At 58.1% G+C, this 21,920-nt stretch carries 19 protein-coding genes and 1 tRNA gene; 8 read left to right on the forward strand and 12 right to left on the reverse strand.

The genetic code is table 11. The features are described 5' to 3' along the window. Positions 1 to 54 precede the first annotated feature (54 nt). Positions 55 to 1,626: a methyl-accepting chemotaxis protein gene (locus LG327_RS01380; RefSeq protein ID WP_404365009.1), complete on the reverse strand. Its 1,572-nt coding sequence runs from the start codon at positions 1,624 to 1,626 to the stop codon at positions 55 to 57. A 218-nt stretch (positions 1,627 to 1,844) separates the two neighbouring features. After that, positions 1,845 to 2,357 (reverse strand): MarR family winged helix-turn-helix transcriptional regulator, encoded by a 513-nt coding sequence (locus LG327_RS01385; protein WP_404365011.1) that lies wholly within the window; start codon positions 2,355 to 2,357, stop codon positions 1,845 to 1,847. 304 nt (positions 2,358 to 2,661) lie between these two features. On the opposite strand from LG327_RS01385, the gene LG327_RS01390 reads away from it, so the two are divergent. From LG327_RS01390 to LG327_RS01425, 8 genes are all read left to right on the forward strand, one after another. Next, positions 2,662 to 3,720, forward strand: a complete 1,059-nt coding sequence (locus LG327_RS01390) for a branched-chain amino acid ABC transporter substrate-binding protein (RefSeq protein WP_404369570.1) — start codon at positions 2,662 to 2,664, stop codon at positions 3,718 to 3,720. A gap of 160 nt (positions 3,721 to 3,880) precedes the next feature. Then, positions 3,881 to 4,801, forward strand: a complete 921-nt coding sequence (livH, locus tag LG327_RS01395; RefSeq protein WP_404365013.1) for a high-affinity branched-chain amino acid ABC transporter permease LivH — start codon at positions 3,881 to 3,883, stop codon at positions 4,799 to 4,801. Next, complete coding sequence (livM, locus tag LG327_RS01400; protein ID WP_404365015.1) at positions 4,801 to 6,072, forward strand: high-affinity branched-chain amino acid ABC transporter permease LivM; 1,272 nt, start codon at positions 4,801 to 4,803, stop codon at positions 6,070 to 6,072. Before livH ends, livM begins: the two co-directional genes overlap by 1 nt. Before the next feature lie 5 nt (positions 6,073 to 6,077). Next, positions 6,078 to 6,833, forward strand: a complete 756-nt coding sequence (gene livG, locus LG327_RS01405; RefSeq protein ID WP_404365017.1) for a high-affinity branched-chain amino acid ABC transporter ATP-binding protein LivG — start codon at positions 6,078 to 6,080, stop codon at positions 6,831 to 6,833. Between the two features lie 9 nt (positions 6,834 to 6,842). Then, on the forward strand, positions 6,843 to 7,544 hold the full coding sequence (locus LG327_RS01410; protein ID WP_404365018.1) for an ABC transporter ATP-binding protein: 702 nt from the start codon (positions 6,843 to 6,845) through the stop codon (positions 7,542 to 7,544). Between the two features lie 180 nt (positions 7,545 to 7,724). Next, positions 7,725 to 8,186: a DUF3015 domain-containing protein gene (locus LG327_RS01415; protein ID WP_404365020.1), complete on the forward strand. Its 462-nt coding sequence runs from the start codon at positions 7,725 to 7,727 to the stop codon at positions 8,184 to 8,186. Positions 8,187 to 8,301: 115 nt separating this feature from the next. Beyond that, positions 8,302 to 10,188 carry a DUF4105 domain-containing protein gene (locus tag LG327_RS01420; protein WP_404365022.1) on the forward strand — a complete coding sequence of 629 codons (1,887 nt, stop codon included), beginning with the start codon at positions 8,302 to 8,304 and terminating at the stop codon, positions 10,186 to 10,188. After that, a complete protein-coding gene (locus tag LG327_RS01425; protein WP_404365024.1) occupies positions 10,158 to 11,021 on the forward strand; it encodes an alpha/beta hydrolase in 864 nt (287 codons plus the stop codon). Before LG327_RS01420 ends, LG327_RS01425 begins: the two co-directional genes overlap by 31 nt. A gap of 268 nt (positions 11,022 to 11,289) precedes the next feature. Here LG327_RS01425 and pnp read toward each other — a convergent pair whose 3' ends face one another. The 10 genes from pnp to tpiA all read right to left on the reverse strand — a co-directional run bounded on the left by pnp (position 11,290) and on the right by tpiA (position 21,859). After that, entirely contained in the window at positions 11,290 to 13,407 is a 2,118-nt protein-coding gene (gene pnp / locus LG327_RS01430; RefSeq protein WP_404365025.1) for a polyribonucleotide nucleotidyltransferase, read from the reverse strand. A gap of 441 nt (positions 13,408 to 13,848) precedes the next feature. Then, positions 13,849 to 14,118 carry a 30S ribosomal protein S15 gene (gene rpsO / locus LG327_RS01435; protein WP_404365027.1) on the reverse strand — a complete coding sequence of 90 codons (270 nt, stop codon included), beginning with the start codon at positions 14,116 to 14,118 and terminating at the stop codon, positions 13,849 to 13,851. A 93-nt stretch (positions 14,119 to 14,211) separates the two neighbouring features. Beyond that, on the reverse strand, positions 14,212 to 15,132 hold the full coding sequence (truB, locus tag LG327_RS01440) for a tRNA pseudouridine(55) synthase TruB (RefSeq protein ID WP_404365028.1): 921 nt from the start codon (positions 15,130 to 15,132) through the stop codon (positions 14,212 to 14,214). After that, positions 15,129 to 15,539: a 30S ribosome-binding factor RbfA gene (gene rbfA / locus LG327_RS01445; RefSeq protein WP_404365029.1), complete on the reverse strand. Its 411-nt coding sequence runs from the start codon at positions 15,537 to 15,539 to the stop codon at positions 15,129 to 15,131. Before rbfA ends, truB begins: the two co-directional genes overlap by 4 nt. An 81-nt stretch (positions 15,540 to 15,620) precedes the next feature. Then, positions 15,621 to 18,206: a translation initiation factor IF-2 gene (gene infB, locus LG327_RS01450; protein WP_404365031.1), complete on the reverse strand. Its 2,586-nt coding sequence runs from the start codon at positions 18,204 to 18,206 to the stop codon at positions 15,621 to 15,623. A 17-nt stretch (positions 18,207 to 18,223) separates the two neighbouring features. Beyond that, positions 18,224 to 19,717, reverse strand: a complete 1,494-nt coding sequence (gene nusA, locus LG327_RS01455; protein ID WP_404365033.1) for a transcription termination factor NusA — start codon at positions 19,715 to 19,717, stop codon at positions 18,224 to 18,226. 42 nt (positions 19,718 to 19,759) lie between these two features. Beyond that, positions 19,760 to 20,221, reverse strand: coding sequence for a ribosome maturation factor RimP (gene rimP, locus LG327_RS01460; RefSeq protein ID WP_404365035.1), 462 nt, complete (start codon positions 20,219 to 20,221; stop codon positions 19,760 to 19,762). Between the two features lie 362 nt (positions 20,222 to 20,583). Then, positions 20,584 to 20,668, reverse strand: a tRNA-Leu gene (locus LG327_RS01465). Between the two features lie 7 nt (positions 20,669 to 20,675). Then, complete coding sequence (gene secG, locus LG327_RS01470; protein ID WP_404365037.1) at positions 20,676 to 21,053, reverse strand: preprotein translocase subunit SecG; 378 nt, start codon at positions 21,051 to 21,053, stop codon at positions 20,676 to 20,678. Between the two features lie 56 nt (positions 21,054 to 21,109). Continuing rightward, positions 21,110 to 21,859 carry a triose-phosphate isomerase gene (gene tpiA / locus LG327_RS01475; protein ID WP_404365039.1) on the reverse strand — a complete coding sequence of 250 codons (750 nt, stop codon included), beginning with the start codon at positions 21,857 to 21,859 and terminating at the stop codon, positions 21,110 to 21,112. Positions 21,860 to 21,920 lie beyond the last annotated feature (61 nt).

Consider the following 21,920-nt stretch of genomic DNA (forward strand, 5'->3'; position numbering starts at 1 on the left):
ATTTCCTGAACGGTCCGGCCTGCTCTTCTGGCCGGACCGTTCAGGAGAGCCTTCCTAGGCCTGGTGGCTGAACCTGGCCACCAGGCCGCGAAGCGCTTTAGCCAGTAACTTGAACTCGGCGCCCAGTTCATCTGCCGTGCTGGCCTGGGCAGCGCTCTGATCAGCCAGCTCTGCGATATTGATAATCTGACGATTGATCTCGTCTGCCACCTGGCTCTGCTCTTCGGTGGCCGCTGAAACCTGGAGAGACTGGTCGGTAATGCGCCCGATGGTTTCCACGATCTGCTGCAGGGAGCGCTCGGCCTCACGCACCTTGTCCAGCCCGGAGCCGGCCTCCACCTCACCCTTGCGGGTTTCCCCCACGGCATCATCCACCTGTTTGCGGAAACGCTCGATCACCTCGTGAATATGGCCCGTGGATTCGCGAGTGCGACGGGCAAGATTTCTGACCTCATCGGCCACCACTGCAAAGCCCCGCCCCTGATCGCCGGCACGGGCGGCCTCGATAGCGGCATTAAGGGCCAGCAGGTTGGTCTGCTCGGCGATTTCCGTTATGAGGTTGGTGGCATCGCCAATATCCACGGTTGAGCGGCCAAGCTCGGCCACAGCGTTGCCGATTCCGTGCACCCGCTCCACCAACTGTTCAATGGATGCAAGCGCACCCCGGGAAAGCCCCGCTCCCTCGGCTGCGTGCCGGTTTGCCTCTTCGGCCTCCTTTGCACTTTCCGCAACGTTCCGGGCAACTTCCTGGATGGAGGCGGTCATCTCATTGATGGCCGAAGCTGTCTGGTCGGTTTCTGCTCTTTGCCGCTCAATGTAACGGGCGCCTTCCCCAATCGCCTGGCTGCTGGTAACGGCCATACGCTCAAGCTCGACAGCCCGGTCTTCGATCCGGGTCAGCGCAGTGCGCAGGCGAGCTTCCTCGCTCGCAAGGAGCAGGGAGAGCTGCCCTATCCGGCCGGGCTCATCACTGTACATCAGCGCGATAAGCGGATCCTGAAAGGCATCCGGCCGCAGATCGAGCAGCTTCCGGGTGCGGCGATTGAAGCCGGAAAGCACGAACCCGAGAGCCAGAACATTGGCAACCACAACAGCGCTTATGGCCAGCGCCTGGCCGCCCAGCGCCACCGCAGGTACGCTGATGCCAAGCGAAAGAAGGAAGGGCCATGCAGCCAGAAAACGCGCCCGGAGCGCGGAGCGCTGAACCAGGGAAGTCCGGCCATTGTTGAGCTCACCGTATATCTTCTCTGCCCGGCCAACCTGCTTACGATCCGGTTTTGAGCGTACGGATTCATAGCCTGTCTTTTTGCCATTCTCATAAATCGGGGTTACATAGGCATTAACCCAGTAATGATCGCCGTTTTTTGCCCGGTTCTTGACAACCCCCATCCAGGGCCTGCCCTTTTGAAGGGTCTCCCACATGTGCCCAAATACAGCCGGCGGGACGTCCGGATGACGGATCAGGTTGTGGTTTGCCCCAATAAGCTCATCTCTGCTGAAACCACTGATTTTTTCAAATTCGTCATTGCAGTGGCCGATAACGCCGTTCAGATCGGTTGTGGTAATCAGACGCGCGCCATCCTTCATCGGGATTTCGCGCTGGGTGACTGGCAGATTACGGCGCATAACTTACGGTTTCCTGATTACAGAACAGAACGGGAACGTGTGCCGGGGAGAGGCCCCTGAAGGGTCACGGCGCGGGCACTTTGCACCGCCCAAAGAAATAAATCCATTACCTTTTGTAACGGCAGGAGAGCAGAAAAATTTAGTGGAAAACAATAAAAAGCCCCCGGCAGGCGGAGGCTTTTGCATTTTATTTAAATGGAAGTTCTCAAGGAGCGGGATCAGACCGGCGCCTGTTTCCTTTCTGTTTCCTTCCAGCCGTCTTCCCGGAGCACCGGGCCCACATCGAGCACCGGCGACGCATCTATGTCGTCGGCATCCATCATGTTGGCGACTCGCTGAAGGGAAGAAATAATCATTGTCTGTTCCCATTCATGCAGACTCTGGAACTTTCTTATGAATTCCTCCTGCAGGGGCTGAGGGACCCGCTCCAGGATATCAGTGCCATCCGCTGTCAGGTGAGCATGAACCTTGCGTTTATCCTGGGTATTTCTGACCCGGTAAACCAGTTTGCGGTGTTCAAGCCGGTCAAGGATTGTGGTCACTGTCGCCTGGCTGAGGCTGACCCTGTCGGCAATCGTGCCTATGGTGACCTCTCCCAGGTGCCTGATCGTCCGCATAATGAGCAGTTGGGGGCCGGTCAGGCCGGCGTGCTTGCTCAATCGCTTGGAATGCAGATCCGTTGCCCGAATCACCCGTCTGAGCGCTACCAGTACCTGCTCGTAATTGTTCACAGCCTTACTCCACAACAAATCTGCCCGATACGACGTAAACTGAAAGACCCCACCACATAACGCGTCTGCCCAGCGTACTTCCAGCATTTATTTATACCACTAACTATTAGAGTTATCTGCGCTCCCGAATGCAAGAGTGTCGTAAAAACAGCCCAACCTGGCAGGTCTTCCTTGACAAGGACCTGGTCCTGGTGTTTTTTAGATGGCCGAGGACACAAGAATAACCCTGGACCCAAAGTAGGACAGACACATGACAACATCGGTCAAAAAACTCGTAACAGGCATCAGTGCGTCTATCGCCCTTATGGCGGCAGGCACTGCTCTGGCAGATATTAAAGTGGGAATCGCGGGACCAAAAACCGGCCCGGTTGCCCAGTATGGGGACATGCAATTCTCCGGTGCCCGCATGGCCATTGAGCGGATCAACGCAGATGGCGGTGTCATGGGCGTAAAGCTGGACGCGGTGGAAGTCGATGACGTCTGCGACCCCAAGCAGGCCGTCACCGTTGCCAACCGCCTGGTCAACGAGGGCGTCCGATTCGTAGTGGGCCACCTCTGCTCCAGCTCAACCCAGCCGGCATCCGATATCTACGAAGACGAAGGCATCCTGATGATCACTCCGGCTTCCACGAGCCCTGAGATCACCACCCGCGGCTATGAACTGGTGTTCCGCACGATCGGTCTGGACAGCATGCAGGGCCCCGTTGCCGGCAAATACCTGGCCAGCCTCAACCCCGGGTCGGTAGCAGTCATCCACGACAAGCAGCAATATGGCGAAGGCATTGCCACCGCCGTGCGCGACACACTCAAGGAAGCGGGCGTTGAGGTACCCATGTTTGAGGGTATCACCGCGGGTGACAAGGATTTCTCGTCGCTGGTAACCAAGCTTAAAGAGGCCGATGTGGACTACGTGTACTACGGCGGCTACCATCCGGAACTCGGACTCATGCTGCGCCAGGCCCGCCAGGCCGGCCTGCTTGCCCAGTTCATGGGACCTGAAGGCGTAGGCAACAAGGACATCAACAGCATCGCCGGCGATGCTGCCGAAGGCCTGCTGGTCACCCTGCCCCCCGCCTTTGACGAGAAAGCGGAAAACCAGGAGCTAGTGGAAGCCTTCAGGGAAAAGGATGAAGATCCATCCGGTCCTTTCGTGCTGACCTCCTACACAGCAGTTCAGCTGATTGCCGATGGCATCGAGCAGGCCAACTCCCAGGATCCGTTCGAAGTTGCCAAAGCCCTGCGCGCCGGTACTTTCGAGACACCCATCGGCACCATCGAATATGACGACAAGGGCGACATGAAGGACTTTGAATTCGTCGTGTACGAATGGCATTCAGATGGCAGCAAAACTCCGGTAAACTAGGCCGCAATCGTTAACAGACGGTAATGGAACACCTTCCCACCGCGATCCGGGGGAAGGTGTTTTTTTAAGCTCCCGAAGGCTTTTTCGTCCCGCCAGCGCCGGCATCCCGGCAAGGTCGGGTTCGGCAGCGCCGGGGGGCAGGTTTTCGGAGCCCGACAACATGCTTGACCCCTATTTTACCCAGCAGCTCATCAATGGACTGACGATTGGCAGTGCCTATGCGCTGATCGCCATCGGCTATACGATGGTTTACGGCATCATCGGCATGATCAACTTCGCCCATGGCGAAATCTACATGATCGGCGCCTACACCGCGCTGATCGCGATCACCGGGCTTGCAGCCCTGGGTATCGCTTTTCTCCCCATTGTTCTTCTGGTTGCCTTGATCTGCGCCGTCATTGTCTCCAGTTCCATGGGCTGGGCAGTTGAACGGGTGGCCTACCGGCCGGTACGGGGCCGTCACCGGCTGATTCCGCTGATATCGGCAATTGGCATGTCCATCTTTCTTCAGAACTACGTGCACCTGGCCCAGGGTTCAAGAAACATGGGCTTTCCGATCCTGCTTGAGGGCCGCTTTACCTTTGGTGCCACCGACGATTTCCAGACCTCCCTGTCCTATATCCAGATCACTATCTTTGTAACCACCCTGATCTGCATGGCCGGGCTGTCACTGTTCATTTCCCGGTCCCGCACCGGCCGGGCCTGCAGGGCCGTGTCCCAGGACCTGGGCATGTCCAGCCTGCTGGGCATCGACACCAACCGCATTATCGCAGCCACCTTTGTTATCGGCGCGGCTCTGGCTGCGGTCGCAGGTCTGCTGCTGGGCATGTACTACGGCTCCATTGATCCTCTGTTCGGCTTCATCGCCGGCCTCAAGGCCTTCACCGCAGCGGTTCTTGGTGGCATCGGAAGTATTCCCGGAGCCATGCTCGGCGGACTCATACTGGGCGTATCCGAAAGCATGACTTCGGGTTATCTGAGTGGCGAATACAAGGACGTGGTGTCCTTCGGCCTGCTTATCCTGATCCTGTTGTTCAAACCCACCGGACTGCTTGGCAAACCGGAGGTTGAGAAGATCTGATGAACCCATCCAATCTGAAACACGCCCTGTTCTGTGCAGTCATCACACTGGTAGTGTCCTACCCCATTCTGGGTCTCGACCTGGTCTCAGCCGGAACCTACATCGCCCTGGAAGGAACTTCCACTTCCACCGTGCTTGCCATTCTCGGCGCCGCCCTGGTGGTCTTCCTGTTCCAGCTTTTCCGGGAATCCATCATGGCTGGCCTGGGACAGGTCCCCAGACCCCAGTTGATGACCAAAGGCGCAGACATCTCCGACGAGACCAGGCTGAAACTGCAGAACGCATTCATCCTGGTAGTGGTCATCGGGGCATCGCTCTGGCCATTCATTGCCTCCCGTGGTGCTGTTGACCTGGCCACCCTGGTTCTCATCTACGTAATGCTGGCCCTGGGTCTGAACGTGGTGGTTGGCCTGGCGGGCCTGCTGGACCTGGGCTATGTGGCATTCTATGCAGTGGGCGCCTACACCTTTGCCCTGCTCTCCCAGTACTACGGCGTTTCCTTCTGGGTAGCCCTGCCCGCCGGCGCGCTGCTGGCCGCCCTGTTCGGGCTGGCGCTGGGTTTTCCCGTGCTCCGATTGCGGGGTGACTACCTGGCCATCGTCACCCTGGGCTTCGGCGAGATCATCCGGATCCTGCTCAACAACTGGACCAGCCTCACCGGTGGCCCCAATGGCATCGGAGGCATTCCGGACCCGACACTTTTCGGCATGGAATTTGGCCGGCGGGTGAAGGAAGAAGGCAACATCTCCTTCCATGAGTTCTTCAGCATCCCTTACGACAGCACCCACAAGATCATCTTCCTCTATCTGATTGCACTGGTGCTTGCAGTGATCACCTTCTTCGTCATCCGGCGTCTGATGCAGATGCCTGTGGGCCGCGCCTGGGAAGCACTGCGGGAAGATGAAATCGCGTCCCGCTCACTGGGCCTCAGCCGCACCGCGGTGAAACTTTCAGCCTTCACCATCGGCGCCTTCTTTGCCGGTTTTGCCGGTACCGTGTTCGCTTCCAAGCAGGGGTTCATCAGCCCGGAATCCTTCGTCTTCCTCGAATCCGCCATCATTCTGGCGATCGTGGTGCTTGGCGGCATGGGCTCGCAGTTCGGGGTCATTCTGGCGGCCATTGCGGTCACCATACTGCCGGAACTGGCGCGGGAGTTCTCCGAATACCGGATGCTGATCTTCGGCGCGGCAATGGTGCTGATGATGATCTGGCGCCCCCAGGGCATGATGCCCATGCGCCGCATTCACATAAAACTTGAAAAGCCGGAGTGACCAGCATGCTTGAAGTACGCAATCTGTCCATGCGCTTCGGCGGACTCCTTGCGGTTGACCAGGTGTCACTGGACGTCCAGGAGCATGAGATCGTCTCCATCATTGGCCCCAACGGCGCCGGCAAGACCACGGTATTCAACTGCATGAGCGGGTTCTACAAGCCCACCGGTGGAGAGATCCTGTTCGAAGGCAGGGAAATACAGGGTACGCCCGACTATAAAATCTCCCGGCTGGGGCTGGTAAGGACCTTCCAGCACGTGAGGCTGTTCGGAAACATGACGGTGGTGGAAAACCTCCTTGTGGCCCAGCACCGGCATCTGAACACCAACCTTCTGGCCGGGATTCTCAATACCCCTGGTTATCGCAGGAAGGAGCAGAAATCCCTTGATCGCGCCGCCTACTGGCTGAACCGGGTGGGCCTGCTGGATTTGGCCAACCGGGATGCCGGCAACCTGGCCTATGGCCAGCAACGGCGTCTTGAGATTGCCCGTTGCATGGTTACCGAGCCCAAACTCCTGATGCTCGACGAACCCGCAGCCGGCCTCAACCCCGCCGAGACCCGGGACCTCAACCAGCTGATTATCAGCCTCAAGGAAGACTACAACGTCTCCGTCGTGCTGATTGAGCACGACATGAGTCTGGTGATGGAGATTTCGGACCGTATCAATGTCATCAACCAGGGCCGGCCGCTCGCCAGCGGCACGCCGGATGAGATCCGCCACAACGATGACGTGATCAAGGCCTACCTGGGTGAGGCCTGAGGAAAAAACATGCTGTTAATTGAAGATGTTCATACCCACTACGGCAAGATCGAGGCGCTCCACGGCGTCTCCCTCGAAGTCAAAAAGGGCGAGATTGTCTCCCTCATCGGAGCCAACGGCGCCGGCAAGACAACCCTGCTGATGACCGTCTGCGGCAACCCCCAGGCGACATCAGGGCGGATCATTCTGCAGGGACGCGACATAACCCGTGAAGCCACCTCCGATATCATGCGCTCGGGCATTGCCATAGTGCCGGAGGGCCGACGGGTATTTCCCGGCCTGACCGTGGCGGAAAACCTCGCCATGGGGGGCTTCTTCAACACCAAGAGCGAAATCCGGAACAGCCTGCAGCACGTCTACGAGCTCTTCCCCCGCCTGAAGGAGCGCGAGAGTCAGCGCGCCGGGACCATGTCTGGCGGCGAACAGCAGATGCTGGCCATAGGCCGCGCACTGATGAGCAGGCCCACCATGATTATTCTGGACGAGCCCTCGCTCGGTCTGGCTCCACTGATCATCAAGCAGATTTTCGAGATCATTGGCAAGCTTCGGGAAGAGGGCATCACTGTCTTTCTGGTCGAACAAAACGCCCACCAGGCGCTGAATCTGGCCGACCGTGGCTATGTGCTGGAAACCGGGCGTATTCGCATGGAAGACACCGGAGCCAACCTTCTGGCCAACCCTGACGTGCAGAATGCCTATCTGGGCGGGTGAGTGTAAAAAGCTGCGACGCATTTGAGTACAGTTGGTCTTTTTGATAACTCGACTATACTCAGGGCAACGGTCAGCCGTCCGGCAAGGACGAGGCGTCAGGGCCGTTAACTCTATGATTTCACAGTGCGCTGTGAGTTCTGGATATGCGACGACAGCAAAAATCACTACAAGGAGTGGACAATGAAGAAACTGATCGCAGGCGCAATGCTCATGGGTGCATCCACCCTCGCCTTCGCCCAGCCGGGCTGCGGCGTAGGCGCGATGATCTGGAAGGGACAGTCAGGCATCGCACCCCACGTATTGGCTGCAACAACCAACGGCACCTTTGGTAACCAGACCTTTGGCATGACCACTGGCACCCTGGGATGTCAGACCAACCAGTCCGTCAGATCCATGGCGATGTACATGGACAGCAACATAGACAAGGTTGCCCGGGACATGTCCCGTGGCGCTGGCGAAAACCTTGACACCCTGGCCGTTCTTCTCGGTATCGAAGCATCAGACCGGGACGATTTCCGGCAACTGCTTCAGGACAACTTTGCGACCATTTTCCCCTCCTCGGACACCACCTCCGACCAGGCGGTCAATGCGATTGTAGCCCTGCTCCAGCAGCATGAAGCACTCGGCAAGTATGTGGCGTAAGAGCCCGGCCTGAAGGACGCATCACGCGCCAGGGACGGCGCAGATTTCTTTCAGTTCTCACGCACCACCTGTTTGCAGGCTACCATTCCAACATCACGGGACTCCTGATTCGTTCATGCGCCCACTGTTCCTTTCAGGGCTTGCCCTGGTCTGGCTGATTGCCGCCAGCGCTCCGGCTCTGGCAGCCAAAACCGCTTCCCTCGACAAGGCTGACATATCGGCCCTCGCAGAAGACCCGATATGGCTTACTCTTCTTCACTACCAGCCGAAACGTCTGGGAAGTGGCTATACAAGCCAGGCAGACGACCCGGACTTTTTCTTCAGCGAGCGCGGCAAAACCTCCCCTCAGGCCGAAATGTCGGCAACCCTCGCTGCCATTAGGCAGTCGGGTGGTGGCGATGAACACGCCAGTTGCAGATTTCCCGCCAGGGACCGCTGGCTGAGATCCAGACTCGATCTTCCCGACCGGCGGGCTGACTGCCCGGCCTATGACGAATGGCGGGAGACGCTGAACACCGAGGCCGTAACCCTGGTATTCGCCGCCTCCTATCTCAACAGCCCTTCTTCCATGTTCGGCCATACATTTCTCCGGCTGGATCCGCCGGCGGACGACAGCAGCACCGACCTCCTGCTGGCCAACACCATTTCCTACGCGGCAGATGCCGCAGCCCACGACAGCGAGCTGACATTTGCCTACCGCGGCATTTTCGGCGGCTACCCGGGCATTACCACCATCCAGCCCTATTACGAAAAGATCCGCCTCTACACGGACATAGAAAACCGGGATCTCTGGGAATACAGACTGAACCTGACCCAGCCAGAGGTGGACATGATGCTTGCCCATGCCTGGGAAATCCGCGAACGGAACTTCGATTACTACTTCTTTGACGAGAACTGCGCCTACCGGCTGCTAGCTCTGATAGACGTCGCCCGCCCGGGCACGGACCTGCTGGAGGAGGTGAGCACTCACGCCATACCGTCGGACACGGTGCGCTGGGTGGTTGACCGGGATCTCGTGGACGACATCCATTACCGCCCTTCGGCAGCCACCAAGGTGAGTTTTGCCCTTGACCAATTGCCCCCATCGGATCAGGTCCTGGCAGCCGCCATTGCCAACGGCTACGTAAAAACCGGGGACCCGGAGGTCACCGGCCTGCCGGAGGAACGCAGGGCCAGGCTTTTTGATGCCACTTATGACTACGTGCGCTATCAGTCCGAGGCCGAAGGCTGGCCAAGGGAATTTGCTGCGCCTCTGTCCCATGACCTGCTCCGGTCCCGTAGCCGCATTGACGACGTGGAGCCAGCAGCGGAACCTTCTACACCGTCCGTCCGGGATGACCAGGGCCATGACACCTTCCGCATCGGCCTCGCCGGAGGCGAACTGGGCGACAGGTCATTTGCCGAGCTCTCCCTGCGGCCCGCCTATCACGATGTGCTTGATCCACCGGAAGGCTATCGCCCAGGCGCCCAGTTGCAGTTCCTCAGGCTGGATCTCAGGCTGTTCACGGACAACGACGAGCTCCAGGTGGAGGAAATCCTGGGCGTAGAGATCCGCTCGCTAACCCCCAGGAATGCATTCTTCTCTCCTCTCTCATGGCAGGTCGGGTTTGGCGGACGGCGGAGCGACACCAGCGACGACAAACGGGTTCTGGTACCCTACCTTGAAGGTGGCGCCGGCGGCAGCTGGCGGCTCGGCAGCCAGACCCAGGTGCTGGCGATGGTCACTGCGGACGCGGAAATCGACGACGACCTCAGCCAGGGCTATGACCTGGCCCCCGGCGCAGACCTGGGGATCCTCCACCAGTCTCCGCGCTTCAGTGCCCTCGGCGGCATCCGCACCAAAGCCTGGTTCGTTGGCGCACGTGAACACCAGGACGCGCTTAACCTGAGCGCCAGCTGGCATCTGGGCCGGACAATGAGCATCGCCGCAGGATTCGAGCGTAAACATCACGACGGAAGGTACCGTACCGAATGGCAACTTGGACTAAACGCCTACTTCTGACCACTCTGGTTACAGCTGCTGGCCTGATCCAGGCCGGCTGCACCAACCTCTTCTTCTATCCTGACCAGACGGTCTACATCACCCCTGACCGCCTGGAACTCGACTACGAAGATGTTTACATCACCACAGGAGATGACGAAACCATCCACGGCTGGTGGCTGCCCGCTCAGGGTAAACCCAGAGGCCTGGTCTACTTTCTCCATGGCAATGCCCAGAACATCAGCAGCCACATACTGAACGTCGCCTGGCTCCCGGAGAAGGGCTACAGCGTCTTCATGATTGACTACCGGGGATACGGCCGCTCCACCGGAGAACCTACCCTGGAAGGCGTCCTGCATGACGCGGAATCCGGGCTGCGCTGGCTGATGAACAACCGGCACGAGGGTGAACTGCCTGTCTTCCTTCTCGGTCAGAGCCTCGGCGGGGCGCTGGGCATAGTGCTCGCCAGCGAATGGCAGCAGCGGGAAGAACGCCGGGCACTGGATGCGGTGATCCTGGACGGAACCTTCGCCGGCTTCCGCGACATCGCCCGTGAAAAACTCGACGCCTTCTGGCTCACCTGGCCCTTTCAGGCACCCCTGAGCTGGACCATCGATGACAGTTACGAGGGCACCGAGCACATCGCCAACATCAGCCCCACCCCCGTGATGATCATCCACAGCGTTCGTGATGGCATCATTCCCTTCCATCACGGCAAGGAACTTTTTGACGCTGCCAGAGAGCCCAAGGAATTCCTCCAGACAGACACACCCCACGCAGCAACCTTCGTCATCCCGGATTACCGTGAAAAGGTCATTGAATTCATGGAAGCGGCGGCCGCCCGGAAAGAGTAGCTCTCGGCAGTTCAACGAGCAGGCAGCTCCCAGTTCAAAGAGTCTGGACGGCAGGCCTGTTCAGGACCGTCTGCAGCCAGGGATGGCTGCAGTCGAGCCCTACAGGGAAGTATTCACGGGCGTGTCCTGAACAGGCCTGCCGTCCAGACGCCCCCACCAAAGCCTGAAGACACCGCAGCCAACGTTTTCATTAGCGGTGTTGACGAAAGACGCCCACAAAAAAGCCCGCCATCCGTTACCGGAGGCGGGCTTTTTTACGTCTGGCCTTTTAGATGGCAGACAGATCGGTCGGCTTTTCGCCTTCCTTCACTTCCTTCATGGACAGCTTCACGCGGCCACGGGCATCCACATCCAGCACCTTGACCAGCACTTCCTGACCTTCCTTGAGTACGTCGGAGACATTCTCAACTCGCTCATCGGAAATCTGGGAGATATGCACAAGGCCATCCTTGCCAGGCAGGATGTTAACAAAGGCACCGAAGTCCACAATGCGCTCAACGCGACCCTTGTAGATAGCACCCACTTCAATTTCAGCAGTGATTTCCATCACCCGCTTCATCGCAGCCTGGGCAGCATCCTGGGTGTCTGCATAGATCTTCACATTGCCATCGTCGTCCAGATCAATGGACGCACCAGTCTCCTCACAGATACCACGGATGGTAGCGCCACCCTTGCCGATCACATCACGGATCTTCTCCGGATTGATCTTGATGGTGGTAATGCTCGGGGCGCGTGAGGACAGCTCGGCGCGCGGCACTGCAATCACCTTGGCCATTTCCGCCAGGATGTGCAGGCGGGCACCGTTGGCCTGCTCAAGGGCAAGCTCCATGATCTCGTCGGTGATGCCCTGGATCTTGATGTCCATCTGCAGGGCAGTGATACCCTCAGAGGTACCCGCCACCTTGAAGTCCATGTCACCCAGGTGATCCTCATCACCCAGGATGTCAGTCAGGATGGCAAACTGGTCGCCTTCCTTCACCAGACCCATGGCAATACCAGCTACCGGCGCCTTTATCGGTACACCAGCGTCCATCAGTGCCAGGCTTGAGCCACAGACCGAAGCCATGGAACTGGAACCGTTGGACTCGGTGATCTCGGATACCGCACGGATGGTGTAGGGGAACTCTTCCATGGTCGGCATGACTGCAGCGATACTACGCTTTGCCAGGCGACCGTGGCCGATCTCGCGACGGCCAGGGGTGCCCACACGGCCAGCTTCACCAACCGAGTAGGGAGGGAAGTTGTAGTGGAACAGGAAAGGATCCCGGCGCTCGCCTTCCAGCGCATCGATGATCTGCATGTCCCGCGCGGTACCAAGGGTCGTGGTCACGATGGCCTGGGTTTCGCCACGGGTGAACAGAGCAGAACCATGGGTGCTGGGCAGAACGCCAACCTCGATCTGGATCGGACGGACAGTCTTGTTGTCGCGGCCATCGATACGGGGCTTGCCTTCAATGACCTGCTTACGGACGATTTTCTTCTCGACCTTGCCGAAGTAGCTCTTGACCTCTTCAGCAGAAGACTGACCTTCCCCTTCACCGGCCAGCTTCTCAACAGCTGCAGACTTGATCTCGCCCAGACGGGTATAGCGCTGCATCTTGTCGTGGATGGCGTAGGCTTCCTCGATGGCGCCCCCAAACTCGGAGGTCAGGACATTCAGAAGCTCCGTGTTCTCGGTGGCTGGCACCCACTCCCAGCGCGGCTTGCCAGCTTCAGCGGCAAGCTCTTTGATCGCCTGGACGGCTGTCTGCATTTCCTGATGGGCGAATAAAACGCCGCCCAGCATCTGGTCTTCGGTGAGGCCTTTGGCTTCGGATTCCACCATCAGAACTGCGTCTTCAGTACCTGCCACAACCATGTCCAGCAGCGAGTCCTGGAGTTCTTCAAAGGTCGGGTTCAGGAAGTAGCCCCGCTCATTGGTGAACGCAACCCGGGATGCACCAACCGGCCCATCGAACGGCACGCCGGACAGGGACAGGGCAGCGGAAGCCGCCAGCATGCCGGCAATGTCCGGATCCTGGGTTTTGCTGGAAGACATGACCGTCAGGATAACCTGAGTTTCGTTCATGAAGCCTTTGGGAAACAGCGGACGTATTGGGCGATCAATCAGGCGCGAGGTCAGGGTCTCTTTCTCGGAAGGACGTCCCTCACGCTTGAAGAAACCACCAGGGATACGACCCACGGCGTAGGTCTTCTCAAAGTAGTTTACGGTCAGCGGGAAAAATGGCTGACCTGGCTTGGCTTCCTTCGCTGCAACCACGGTACCCAGTACCGAAATGTCATCGATGGTAACCAGCACGGAGCCGGTAGCCTGGCGGGCAATACGACCTGTTTCGAGGGTGACGGTCTTGCCGCCGAGTTCAAATGTCTTTTTTACCGGATTCACGGTAACTCCTTGTTTATCTCTTCAGTTCAGTCTGATGAGCTGCCCCATGGCAGACCATCCCGATTCGCTGCAGACCGCTTAAGCGGGGCCGACAGTGGCTGAACCTGCCTGAAAGCTAACAGGCTGTCGAAAACTCCGGACGTGAGTGACGCCAGAACTTTCGACAACCTGCTATGTTTTGGCTTTCGGTTACGACAGGGTCCCCTGTAAACCACCGGATAAACCGGAACTCAACGTTTATTGCTACGACGTTTATTACTGGAGGTGTTTGCTGAAGCTGTTTCTCCAGAGCAGAGAACAATCAGCTAGTCAGACGGCCCTCCCTGTCTGAACAGGAAAGACCAGCAGGCGAGAAGCACATACAGCGGAGACAGGCTCCGCCATAGGCAGAAAGGCGCCGCCGAAGCGACACCTTTCGACACGTCATCTGAAGCCAGAGGCTCAGCGACGCAGACCCAGACGCTTGATCAGCTCAAGATACCGGTCAGCATTCTTCTTCTTCAGGTAGTCAAGCAGCTTGCGGCGCTGGTTAACCATCCTGATCAGGCCGCGGCGGGAATGGTGATCCTGCTTGTTGGCCTTGAAGTGTCCCTGCAGTTTGTCGATATTGGCGCTCAGCAGTGCTACCTGAACTTCAGGCGAACCTGTGTCGCCCTCCGCCTGCTGGTAATCCTTGACGATCTGTGACTTCTCTGTGGCAGAAAGTGCCATAACTCACCTCATTGGTTGCGATGCTTAAGTATCCGGCCGAACCGCGCATCTCTGCAGCTCGGCTAACCAGTGACCGACGCCCGGGGGCGGCGATCAGCTGTTTTTGACCAGACGGCGGGGGGTGATTACCACCTGTCCGCCATCCGGAATACCTTCACCCAGGCCGACAAAACAGTCTTCACCGTAAAGCCGAACCGGGCCTGTCAAATCCAGATCCGCTATTCTAACGGGTTGTCCGTTCAATATCGACCGTAACCTGTCTGGCTCGAGAATCAGCTGGGGGAACATGGTCAGGGCAGCATCCGGAGCTACCAGCAGCGAATCCAGGGATTCCCCCTGATCACGCTTCGCCTCAAGCTCACTTACCGGCCAGGCATCGTCGAGACAGAAACCCGCTGCCAGAGTCCGTCGCAGGGCGGTAACGTGGGCACCACAGCCCAGCGCAAGTCCTATGTCCTCCACCAGCGAGCGGATATAGGTGCCTTTGGTGCAGGTAACCGCAATATCAAACTCGTTGTCCCGGACCGCCAGCAGGGTCAGATCATAGATGGTGACCGGTCTTGCAGGCCGCTCCACCTCTATTCCTTCACGGGCGTACTCGTAAAGCGGGCGCCCCTTGTGCTTGAGGGCCGAATACATGGATGGCACCTGCTGGATGGCACCCCGGAATGCGCCCAGCACAGTTTCCACCGACTCCATCCCCAGATCCGCCGGCAATGGCCGCTCCTCCACCACCCGCCCTTCGCTGTCGCCGGTTTCAGTGATGATGCCCAGCCGCGCGGTGGCTATGTAGGCCTTGTCACTTTCCAGCATCAGCTGGGAAAACTTGGTGGCCTCACCAAAGCACAGGGGAAGAACACCGGTCGCCAGGGGGTCCAGGGCACCTGTATGGCCTGCTTTCGCGGCACCATATAGCCCCTTGACGTGCTGCAGAATGCCGTTGGACGTCAGACCCGCCGGCTTGTCGATGACCAGAATGCCGTTAACACCCCTTCCCTTTCTACGTCGGCTCAATCTTCCGACTCCGGATCATCGGAACGATCAACAACCGGTTTCCGGCCCATGGCCTCATCGATCAGCGAGTCGATACGACGACTCTTTCCTGGCAGCCTGTCGAAGTGAAACCGCAGGTGAGGCACCATCCGTAATTTCATCGCACGGCCAAGTTGACCACGAAGAAACCCCGCGGACTTGCGCAGTACCGCCAGGGATTCCTGCACTTCCGGGGATTCCTCGGTCAGGTCTTCCGTGGTCAGCAACGAGACATAGATATCCGCATAGCCCATGTCACGACTGACCTTGACGGCATTGATGGTAATCATGCCCAGCCGGGGATCCTTGATCTCCCGCTGGATGAGCTGCGCCAGCTCACGCTGTATCTGATCGGCAATGCGATCAATACGGCTAAATTCCTTCGGCATAGTAGTTTCTATCGCCTTTATATATGACCGGGGCACCGCTTTGCAGGGTGCCCCGGGATTTCAGTTTTACCAGGCCAGATATCAGCCCGCAGATTCCAGCTTGCGCTCGACTCTTACGCGATCAAAGACCTCGATCTGGTCACCGACCTTCACATCGTAGCCCTTGACACCGATACCACACTCCATGCCGTTACGGACTTCCGGCACGTCATCCTTGAAGCGGCGCAGGGACTCCAGCTCGCCTTCAAAGATAACCACGTTGTCCCGCAGAACACGGATGGGTTTGTTCCGGTAGACGGTTCCCTCGATCACCATGCAGCCAGCAACCTGGCCAAACTTCGGTGAACGGAAAGTTTCCCGGACATCGGCAATACCGATGATGTCTTCCCGGAACTCGGGCGCCAGCATGCCGGTAAGGGCTGAGCGAACGTCATCAATCATGTTGTAGATGATGCTGTAATACCGCAGATCCACGCCTTCGTGCTCGACCAGACGCTTGGATGCGGCATCTGCCCGGACATTGAAGCCGAAAATCACCGAGTTGGTGGCTACAGCCAGGCTCACATCCGTTTCAGCAATCCCGCCGACACCGGCGGACACAATCTTGACCTGGACCTCTTCGTTACCAATGTCCTGCAGGGCCTTGGTGATGGCTTCCAGGGAACCACGGACGTCAGTCTTGAGCACCACATTAAGTGTCTTGACCTGCTCCTTGCCCATGTTCTCGAACAGATTTTCGAGCTTGGCCGCCTGCTGGCGGTGCAGCCGCTGTTCACGTTCACGGACCTGACGGAATTCGGCCAGTTCTTTCGCCTTGCGTTCATCAGCCACAGCGAAGAACTCATCGCCTGCGTCAGGTGTGCCGTTCAGACCCAGGATTTCCACCGGGATAGAAGGTCCCGCTTCACGGGTCTGTCTGCCGGCTTCATCGGTCATGGCCCGAACCTTGCCGAAGAAGCCGCCGGCCACCACCATGTCGCCCTGTTTCAGGGTACCGTTCTGAACCAGTACTGTGGCAACGGAGCCACGGCCCCGCTCCAGACTGGACTCGATAACCACGCCCCTGGCAGGTGCTTTGGGCACGGCCTTGAGTTCCAGAATCTCCGACTGCAGCAGAATCGCTTCCAGCAGATCGTCAATGCCATCACCGGTGTGGGCAGAGACCGGTACAAACTGCACATCCCCACCCCAGTCTTCAGGGATTACCTCAAGGCCTGCCAGCTCTGTCTTGATCCGGTCAGGATCGGCACCTTCCTTGTCCATCTTGTTGATGGCAACAACCAGGGGCACTCCTGCGGAACGGGCGTGCTGGACTGCCTCCTTGGTCTGGGGCATGACGCCGTCATCGGCAGCCACCACAAGGATGACGATATCCGTGCACTGGGCACCACGGGCGCGCATGGCCGTGAAGGCCGCGTGGCCGGGCGTATCCAGGAAGGACACCATGCCCTGCTCGGTTTCCACATGATAGGCGCCAATGTGCTGGGTGATGCCACCAGATTCGCCTGCAGCCACCTTGGTGCGGCGGATGTAGTCCAGCAGGGAGGTCTTGCCGTGGTCAACGTGACCCATGACACTGACTACCGGTGCCCGCTTCGCGGTTTCACCCTCGAAGGAGATCTCGCTCAGCACTGACTCCTCAAAGGCATCGTCACTGACCGTGGTGGGAGTATGGCCCAGCTCTTCGGTCACCAGAACAGCAGTTTCCTGATCCAGCGGCTGATTGATGGTCGCCATCACACCCATTCCCATGAGTTTCTTGATGACGTCCGCCGACTTGACAGCCATACGCTGTGCCAGCTCGCCTACGGTAATGGTTTCTGGAATCTCGACTTCTCTCACCATGGGCCTTGTCGGCTTTTCAAAGGCATGCCGTTTTTCTTTGGGCTTTTTCTTCGCCCGTAGCGGCTTGCGAAGGGTTGTATCTTCTTCGTCCTCGGAAATGACCACTGGCTCCTCCGCAGGGCGATTACGCGGCCCCCGATGACCAGCGGACTTCTTCTTGGGCTTGCCCTCGTCAGGTTCTTCCACCCGCTCGCGGACCTTTTCCTTTTCCTTCTTTTTCTTTGGCTTGCGGTCCTTGTCCTTGGCGTTCTCCGGATCCGGTGGCGGAATAGGCATATCCGCCGGCTCGATCACGTCGCTGGACTCAGCAGGAGCCGCCTCTACAGCCTTTGTCTCCACGGGCTCGGCAGCGGGAGTGGGCGTCGCCGAGTCGCCGGTTACCGCTTCCACGCTCTCCGCACTCTCCGGAGTTACCTGTGCCTGCATGGGCTCCTCGAGGGAAACCGGTGCCGGCTCTTCCGGCGCCTGGGTGGGCTCAGCAGTCGGCCTTTCAGCTTCCTGTTCAGCCTCGAGTTGTGTTTCCGCACGCTTGATATAGGTACGCTTCTTGCGAACTTCGACATTGACTGTCTTGGCGCGGCCTGCACCGCTTCCTGCCTTGAGAGTCGTTGTGGTCTTGCGCTTGAGCGTAATCTTCCGCGGTTCAGCATCAGATTCACCGTGATTTTTCCGCAGATAAGCCAATAGCTGCTGCTTCTCATCACTGGTCACAGAATCATTTTCCGAGCGGGCTTTCAGGCCAGCCTCTACAATCTGACGTAGCAAACGATCCACGGGAGCGCCTACATCATCGGCCAGTTGTTTTACCGTCACTTCAGCCATACTGGTCCTCCTCCCGATTAAGCCTGGTCCGTAAACCAGGGGGCGCGCGCGGTCATGATAAGTTGACCCGCACGTTCATCATTCATACCTTCGATCTCAAGCAAGTCGTCTACGGACTGCTCGGCAAGATCTTCCATCGTACGGACACCCATGCCCGCCAGTCTGAACGCCAGCGAACGGTCCATCCCCTCCATGGTGAGAAGATCTTCAGCCGGCTCGCTGCCCTCAAGGGCTTCTTCGCTCTTCAGTGCCTGGTTCAGCAGGGCGTCCTTGGCGCGGCGGCGCAGCTCGGTCACCGTCTCTTCGTCAAGACCATCAATCGCCAGCATTTCCTCCATCGGCACATAGGCCACTTCCTCGATGGAGGTGAAGCCCTCATCAATAAGAATGCCCGCAAACTCCTCGTCCACATCCAGATTACTGGTGAAATGCTCCAGCAAACGGCCCTGTTCTTCTTCCTGACGCTCTCCGGCTTCCGCCTCGGTCATCACGTTCAGGGTCCAGCCAGTGAGTTCGCTGGCCAGTCGTACGTTCTGACCGTTACGGCCGATCGCCTGGGCGAGATTGTCTTCCGCAACTGCCACTTCCATCGTGTGGCGATCCTCGTCCATGACGATGGATGCCACTTCAGCCGGAGCCATGGCGTTGATAACCAGCTGTGCGGGATTGTCGTCCCACAGAACAATATCGACGCGCTCCCCTCCGAGTTCATTGGAAACTGCCTGCACCCTGGAGCCGCGCATGCCAACACAGGCGCCCACGGGGTCAATGCGCCGGTCATTGGTCTTGACCGCGATTTTTGCCCGGGAGCCGGGGTCACGGGCGGCGCCGCGGATTTCAATAAGTTCTTCAGCAATTTCCGGCACCTCGATGCGGAAAAGCTCAATCAGCATCTGGGGACTGGTCCGGCTCAGGATCAACTGGGGGCCCCTGTGATCTGTGCGAATCTCCAGCAACAATGCACGGAGGCGATCACCCATCCGGAAAGTCTCGCGGGCGATAAGGTGTTCCCTGGGAAGCAGAGCCTCGGCATTGGCCCCCAGATCCACTATCACATTGTCCCGGGTTACCTTCTTGACGGTGCCGGATACCAGCTCACCAACCCTGTCCCGATAGCTGTCAACAATCTTTGCCCGCTCGGCTTCGCGGACTTTCTGGAAGATGATCTGCTTCGCAGCCTGGGCTCCAATCCGGCCAAAGGCGACGGATTCCACTTTTTCTTCATGGGTATCCCCCGGTTTCAGCTCCGGGTCGATCTCTTCAGCTTCCTGGAGTGTGAGCTCACTTCCCAGTGCCGGCACAGCGTCGTTATCAACCACAAGCCAGCGGCGGAACGTCTCGTACTCACCTGTGCGGCGGTCAATGGAGACGCGGATATCGGCATCTTCGTCCTCGTAACGCTTTTTGGCGGCAGTGGCGAGAGCCAGTTCAATGGCCTCAAAAATAACCTCTTTATCAACGCCCTTCTCATTCGAGACGGCCTCGACTACCAGCAAAATCTCTTTACTCATTGGATTGCCCTGCCCTTATATTAAAACTCGCAGTCAAACGAATTACTCGAATACCGGAACTATGTTCGCCCGTTCAATGCTGTCGAAAGGTAAAAGGTATTCATGGTCGTCTACTACCACGACGACATCCTCACCCTCAATGCCCTTGAGCAGACCCTGGAACTTCCGGCGCCCTTCAAATGCCATTCGGAGACGTATCTGGACCCGGTGACCTGCAAACTCGTCGTATTGTTCAAGCCGAAACAGCGGACGATCCATGCCGGGGGAGGACACCTCCAGGGTGTACTCGGTCTGAACCGGGTCCTCGACATCCATTACAGCGCTCACCTGACGGCTGACCTTCTCGCAGTCTTCAATACCTATGCCATTTTCCGCGTCATCGATAAAGACACGCAAAAGGGACTGGTGCCCCTGCGAACGGAACTCCAGACCCCAGAATTCATAGCCCAGGCCTTCAACCACCGGCCTCAGGATTGCTTCGAGTTGCTGCAACTTTGCTGACAAGTGACTCTTATCTCCATCACTGAATTTGTTGACCGCACAAACAAAAAAAGGGCTGTCTATCAGCCCTTTTTATGCACCAGGGCCTGCTGCGCCAGGCCCCGTAATCAAAAAGCCCCGGAATCTCAGCCCGCCGAAGGGCGCACTCTATCGATGCGCAATCTGGCGGCCTGCATTGGGGCCTTTTGTAGCAAGAACTTACAGGAGCCATGAATCAGCGCTCCCGCGACAGACACCTGGCCTGTCATGACCCGACCGGCTCTGCCGGAACCCGCGTCAATATTTGCCGGAGTATAAGGATGCCGGCCATACTGGTCAAGGACTGACCAAAAAAAACGGCCTGGAACTTCCAAGCCGCTCAATAATGGTGCCGAAGGCCGGACTCGAACCGGCACGGCTTACGCCACTACCCCCTCAAGATAGCGTGTCTACCAGTTCCACCACTTCGGCAACAACCTCACTCGAGCTCAGGGATGGCTTGACCTTCCCTGCCCTCGTCTTCGCCTCTGGCAGCATCGTCAGCAGGCTGCTGGTCCGCAGCTGGAGCCCGGGATTCCTGCACTGCTGGAATCCCCGCCTCACCGGCCACTTCTGCACGCTGCTTGGCAAATACTGCCAGCGAAAAACTTGTTACAAAAAACAGGATCGCCAGGAATGTTGTGGTGCGGGTCAGAAAACTGCCGCTACCCTGGCTACCAAAAACTGTCTGGGACGCACCGCCACCGAAAGCGGCACCGGCATCCGCGCCCTTGCCCTGCTGGATGAGCACAAGACCAACCAGAGCGACCGCGATCACCACGTGTGCAACCACTATCAGTGTTTCGACCCAATCCATATCAACTCTCTTGAAGCGTTGGTCTTTAAACGTCTCGCCCTGCCAGTGACCTGATGTCAGATTGCCTGGCAAATGCGAACAAAATCTTCAGCCTTCAGTGACGCCCCGCCTATCAGGCCGCCATCAATGTCCGGCTGGGCAAACAGCTCGGCCGCATTATCAGGCTTTACGCTCCCGCCGTAAAGCAGCGGAATCCTGTCAGCCGGGGCTCCCAGCTTTTCAAGCAGCTCACGGATTGCCTGATGCATCTGCTGGGCGTCATCAGCCGTTGCTGTTTTACCGGTCCCTATGGCCCATACTGGCTCATAGGCAACCACAATATTCTTCCAGCCCTCACCAACCACATCTGACAGGGCCTGTTCGACCTGTTCGTAGACTATGGCCTTGGCCAGACCGGCCTCGCGCTCTTCAAGGGTTTCCCCCACACAGAGCACGGCTGTAATCCCGTGCATCAGAGCCCTGTCGACTTTCTCGGCTATCAGGCCATTGCCTTCGGCAAAATGGCTTCGACGCTCCGAATGCCCGACAAGTGCATAGTCTGCTCCCATGTCAGCCGCCATGCCTGCGGATATCTCTCCGGTATAAGCACCTTCATCCCAGCGAGCGATGTTCTGCACCCCGAGCCTGAAACCGGATTCACCCAGCTGCTGCTGGACATCCCTGACGTAGAGCGCGGGAGGCATGATAACAATCTCCACGCTTTTATCAAGGGGCTCAAGCTGAGCGATGATGTTGCCAACCAGCTCTTTTGCAAGGGCTTCCGACCCATTCATCTTCCAGTTTGCGGCTACTATTCTGCGGCGCATAACAAGACCCTTACTCAAGGGAGGCGAAACTATACAGGACTCACTCTGTCCAGACAACCAG

The organism is Marinobacter sp., from assembly GCF_044799475.1.
In the GTDB taxonomy this organism is placed as follows: domain Bacteria; phylum Pseudomonadota; class Gammaproteobacteria; order Pseudomonadales; family Oleiphilaceae; genus Marinobacter.